Raw genomic sequence first — 5370 nt, 5'->3', positions numbered from 1 at the left:
GTACAAGTTGCTGTAGAAGCATGTTTAGTTCGTCTGATCACAGATACTTTATAAACTATTTTAATACTTTTTTGAATCCGTCAATGCGTAAGTCCTATAAATTGTAAACTTAAGACATTTAGGCGACAATTTATGTCGCACAACTCATCCTGCTTTCCATAAGAACCCGATCTAATTATTCAGTTCCATATTCAAGAATCTCGCCAAAATCGGGTATCATTCTTCAAAAGAAAATCATTTCAAATCTCATGAACCAGCTTTTAAACCCATTAAGAAAACAGCTTCGCCTAAAAAGAAAGCGACTTTCTCCTTATGAACAAAAGAAAGCTGAACAACAGGTTTTAAATCGACTCAGATATTTGCCACAGTTCAAGTCAGCCCAAAAAGTTGGCATGTATTTACACGCCTTTGGTGAAGTGCATACCCGAAAAATCATCCAGTTCTGTTTTCAAAAAAACAAGCAGGTCTATCTACCCATGATCTGTAATATGAACCAAAACCTGGTTTGGGTAAAAATCAGCTCCAATCAATATTTAAATAAACGTTTTTCCCATCATCCTCTCGGTATGAAAGAACCAATGGCAACGCGTGGGCAGCATGTTTCCACCCTGGATTTACTGATTATGCCTTTATTGGCCTGTGACCAGCTTGGAACGAGAATCGGTATGGGAGGTGGATTTTATGACCGTACTTTGGCAACTGCCCCACATCGTCCTTTTCGGCTGGGACTCGCCCATTCTTTTCAATATATAAATGAACCTTTATTCAGACAAAAATGGGATCAACCCATTGATGGATTATTAACCCCTCAAAATTTTTATTATTTCAAACGATAAATAGCTAATTTTATTAATTTTAACCGCCAATCTTGAGTAATTTAGTCTTTTTTTCATATTTTATAAATTAAAACCCTTGTAATTTTAAAAATGCACTTCACTATAAAAAACATGGCAACACCGTTGTCACTCATTAGGAGTGCCCATGTCTGAATATATTTTAAATAATGAATCAAGCTTAGAGCCACAGGTTCCAAGTGTATTACCACTATTAGCATTACGTGATGTTGTGGTCTATCCACACATGCAAATTGCGCTATTTGTGGGTCGTGAAAAATCGATCAATGCAGTGGATGTGGCTCGTAACGGTGACAATTTAGTATTTGTAGTTGCGCAAAAAGATTCGCTTACAGAAGAAATTGATCACGATAACCTCTATCAATATGGAACCGTGGCTAAAATCGTACAGGTCGTCAATCATGAAAATGATGAAAACTGCATTAAAGTACTGATTGAAGGTCTGCATCGTTCTAAATTAGAGCGCATTATTGATGGTGAAGAATACTTGACTGCCGAGCACAGTCTCAGTCCAATTACATTACCATTGGATGAGGAAGCTCAAGCAACTCGCTTAAACGAATTACGTACCCTATTCGCTCAATATGCTGAAGCGAAATTACGCAATGCACGTGAGCTTGTTGCAGCAGCTAATAAAATCGAAGACCTGTTACAACTGATGTTCTTCGTTGCGACCCGTGTGCCTTTAAACATTGAAGTGAAACAAAACTTTTTAGAGCACGACGAGTTTGAAGCGCATTTGCAAGAGTTGATGAGCTATTTGGTGAATCAATCTGCTGAACAGCAAATTGAACAAACGTTACATGACAGTGTTAAACGTCAAATGGAAAAGAACCAGCGTGAATACTTTCTAAATGAAAAAATGAAAGTTATTCAACGTGAGCTTTCCGATATGAATGGTGGTGCTGAGGATGACGTTGCGGAAATCGAGAAACGTCTTGCTGAAGCAGATTTACCTGAACATGTACGCAAAAAAGCTGAAGCTGAGTTCCGTAAACTCAAGGCAATGCAACCTGCATCCAGTGAAGCAGCCGTTGTTCGTAACTATCTAGAAGTCATTTTAGATACGCCTTGGAATAAGGCGAGCAAAGTCAGCATTAACTTGGCCAAAGCACAAGAGATTCTTGATGAAGATCACTACGGCTTAGATGACGTCAAAGATCGTATTGTTGAGTATCTGGCGGTTCAGTCGCGTGTTAAAAAACTCCGCGGGCCAATCTTGTGTTTAGTCGGCCCTCCAGGTGTAGGAAAAACTTCTCTTGGGGAATCAGTAGCGAAAGCGACTGGTCGTGAGTTTGTCCGCATGGCCCTCGGTGGCGTACGTGACGAAGCTGAAATCCGTGGTCACCGTCGTACCTATATCGGTGCGATGCCAGGTAAAATTGTACAGTCTTTAACGAAAGTTGGGGTTAAGAACCCACTGTTCTTACTCGACGAAATCGATAAGATGGCACAAGACTACCGTGGCGATCCTGCTTCTGCATTGCTTGAAGTGCTTGATCCATCACAGAACAGTAAGTTCAACGATCACTATTTAGATCTTGATCTGGACTTGTCTGAAGTGATGTTCATCTGTACTGCCAATAGCATGAATATTCCAGAAGCTTTACTGGATCGTATGGAAGTGATTCGTCTACCGGGTTATACCGAAGATGAAAAAGTGAATATTGCTGAGCGCTACCTTGTTCCAAAAGCGATTAAGAATAATGGCCTACGTGCAAAAGAACTGACTGTTCATGAAGAAGCCATTCGCGACATCGTACAACGTTATACACGTGAAGCTGGTGTGCGTAGCCTTGAACGTGAAGTGTCTAAAATTGCACGTAAAGTTGTAAAAGAGGCGGTGAGCAAGAAGTCTAAAAACCTACAGGTTGATGTGACTTCTGCAAATCTTCCAGAATATCTGGGTCCACACAAGTTTGACTTTGGTGTTGCTGAGGATGAAGCGCAAGTGGGTCGTGTCAATGGTCTGGCGTGGACTTCGGTGGGTGGTGAGTTACTGACCATTGAAGTTGCAGCCGTAAAAGGTAAAGGTAAATTCATTACCACAGGTTCACTCGGTGATGTAATGAAAGAATCAATTACCGCAGCAATGACCGTGGTTCGTACACGTGCGGATGAATTGGGAATTGAATCATCTCGTTTCGATGAAACTGATGTCCATGTTCACTTACCTGAAGGTGCAACACCAAAAGATGGCCCATCAGCTGGTTTAGCCCTGACCACTGCCCTTGTATCGGCATTTACAGGTATTCCGATTCGTCCAGACATTGCCATGACAGGTGAAACAAGTCTTGGTGGTCGTGCGATGCGTATTGGTGGCTTGAAAGAAAAGCTTCTTGCGGCACACCGTGGTGGAATCAAGCTGGTGTTCATTCCACAGGATAACGTCCGTGACTTGGCTGAGATTCCAGACAATGTTAAGGAAGGCTTGGAAATCAAGGCTGTGAAAAGCATTGATGAAATCCTGCCTTTGGCTTTGACGGATACACCAAAACCTTTGCCGAAAACACCGATTGTAAAACCAGTGGAAGAAGCAAAGGCTGCACGTCACTAATCCTTGAAAAAATTAAAGAGAGCTTCGGCTCTCTTTTTTTGTTACATATTTTGGTTGAAAAATAACCAGTATATTGCATAATGAAATGGAGTCGACAAAACAAAGGCCAAACTTGACTCATGAACTCATTTTAGTGCCATCTGAACTCCAGACAGATGGCACTTTGATCGCAGCTCATACGCATGTTGAGCTGCGTTTTTTATGGAGAGAATAATCCGCTATTTTGTATCTTTTATGACAAGATAAACCGTTTGCACCATCCCATGACAACCAGCAGCATTTATAATGTGCTGAATCTATCGATTTAAACAATCCTATGAAAATTCGTATTCTCACCATTGGTCAAAAAATGCCTGCCTGGGTACTCACTGGCTTTGAAGATTACTTCAAACGTATCCAGCCCTTTGTACAGACTCAGGTGATTGAGCTGCCTATGGCGAAACGTGGAAAAAATGACTCTGAGGCAGATATCCTAAAATACTGTCAAATTGAGGGTGAAAGTATTTTGAATGCCCTCAAGCCAAATGAGACATTGATCGCTTTAGAAGTCGGCGGGCGCGAACTCAGCACTGAAAAGCTGGCAGACACCATGAAGCAATGGATGCTAGAGGGCAATGACATCGCACTTGCCATTGGTGGCCCAGATGGCCATTCCGAAGCGGTACGCAAGGCTGCGGCCTGGCACTGGTCATTGTCCAAGCTCACCATGCCCCATCCCATGGTGCGTATCTTGCTTATTGAACAACTGTATCGTGCGATGAGCATTAACCATAACCATCCTTATCATCGGGCATAGCGCTATACTTGTTCTGATTTTAGAACAATATGTTGAAGTTTAACTACTGTCATTCCTTTAAAGAATTTGTCACGATAATCAGGTCTCTCCAATCAGGTGCGCTGTTATGAACTTGCAAACTTTACCAGGGTTATTTATCTCTCATGGTTCGCCAATGCTCGCACTTGATCCTGAGCAGGTTGGTCCTGCCCTATATCGCCTAAGCAGCAATCTGCCAAAGCCCAAGGCCATTGTGGTGATGTCAGCGCATTGGGAAAGTCAGGCGCTGGAAGTCAGCACCTCCACTCGACCACAAACCTGGCACGACTTTCGCGGCTTCCCACCTGAACTGTATCAGATTCATTACCCTGCGGCAGGCGCGCCAAAGTTGGCCGAGGAAATACTGAGTTTATTTGCAGAAGCAGATATTGCGGCCCACGCAAACAGCACCCGTCCACGCGATCACGGCGTATGGATGCCGTTGTTACATATGTATCCAGAGGCAGATATTCCTGTGATTGAAATTTCCCTGCCAATTCACATGAATGCGGATGAAATTTACAAAATCGGGCAAACGCTTGCACCATTACGTGATCAACAAATCCTGTTGATTGGTTCAGGCAGTATCACCCACAATCTGGCTGAGCTATCATGGCACAACCCTACAGATGTGCCGATCTGGGCCAGTACATTCAGAAATGCAGTGGTGAGCAAATTGACCCACCAGAACTATGATGCGGTGCTGGATTGGCCATCATTACCCTATGTCCAGCGCAACCATCCCACACTTGAACATTTTGCCCCACTGTTTTTTGCGATGGGGACAGGTCATCGTTTTACGATCGTACATAGCAGTTTTTCAATGGGTTCACTGGGCATGGATATTTATCGGTTTGATTAAAATTTCATATCGTAAAAAGGGACGGTCATCATCGTCCCATCCATAAGGCCATAATTGCTGGAATATTACAAATAAATACATTTAGCAAACTGAATACCTAAACGTACTACATGCTCTTTTTTAAGAATACTTTAAGCTTAACACTGTTATTTATTTACTGTCATTTTGAACATGAAAATCAAATATTTAGTTCTTGCCTTACTTCCACTTTCCCTAATAGCCTGCCAATCAGCACAAAATATAACTGACAGCGTAATTACACAATTGACATCCTCCCCGACCT

4 protein-coding genes are annotated in these 5370 nt (G+C 42.4%); all 4 read left to right on the top strand.

Features of this window, described 5'->3' with window-relative positions; genetic code table 11:
• Window positions 1-248: 248 nt before the first annotated feature.
• The 4 genes from B4H32_RS12135 (at window position 249) to B4H32_RS12120 (ending at window position 5087) form a co-directional block, all read left to right on the top strand.
• Window positions 249-836 (top strand): 5-formyltetrahydrofolate cyclo-ligase, encoded by a 588-nt coding sequence (locus tag B4H32_RS12135; protein WP_004681294.1) that lies wholly within the window; start codon window positions 249-251, stop codon window positions 834-836.
• 145 nt (window positions 837-981) lie between these two features.
• Window positions 982-3411, top strand: a complete 2430-nt coding sequence (gene lon / locus B4H32_RS12130; RefSeq protein WP_262450924.1) for an endopeptidase La — start codon at window positions 982-984, stop codon at window positions 3409-3411.
• A 316-nt stretch (window positions 3412-3727) separates the two neighbouring features.
• Window positions 3728-4207, top strand: coding sequence for a 23S rRNA (pseudouridine(1915)-N(3))-methyltransferase RlmH (gene rlmH, locus B4H32_RS12125; RefSeq protein ID WP_004770208.1), 480 nt, complete (start codon window positions 3728-3730; stop codon window positions 4205-4207).
• Window positions 4208-4313: 106 nt separating this feature from the next.
• A complete protein-coding gene (locus tag B4H32_RS12120) occupies window positions 4314-5087 on the top strand; it encodes a DODA-type extradiol aromatic ring-opening family dioxygenase (RefSeq protein WP_004681300.1) in 774 nt (257 codons plus the stop codon).
• Window positions 5088-5370: the final 283 nt, after the last annotated feature.

It is taken from the genome of Acinetobacter sp. UBA2063 (assembly GCF_002333245.1).
Classification (GTDB): domain Bacteria; phylum Pseudomonadota; class Gammaproteobacteria; order Pseudomonadales; family Moraxellaceae; genus Acinetobacter; species Acinetobacter parvus.
Note: the sequence above shows the minus strand (reverse complement) of the source record. Positions and strands in the feature narration are given on the sequence as shown.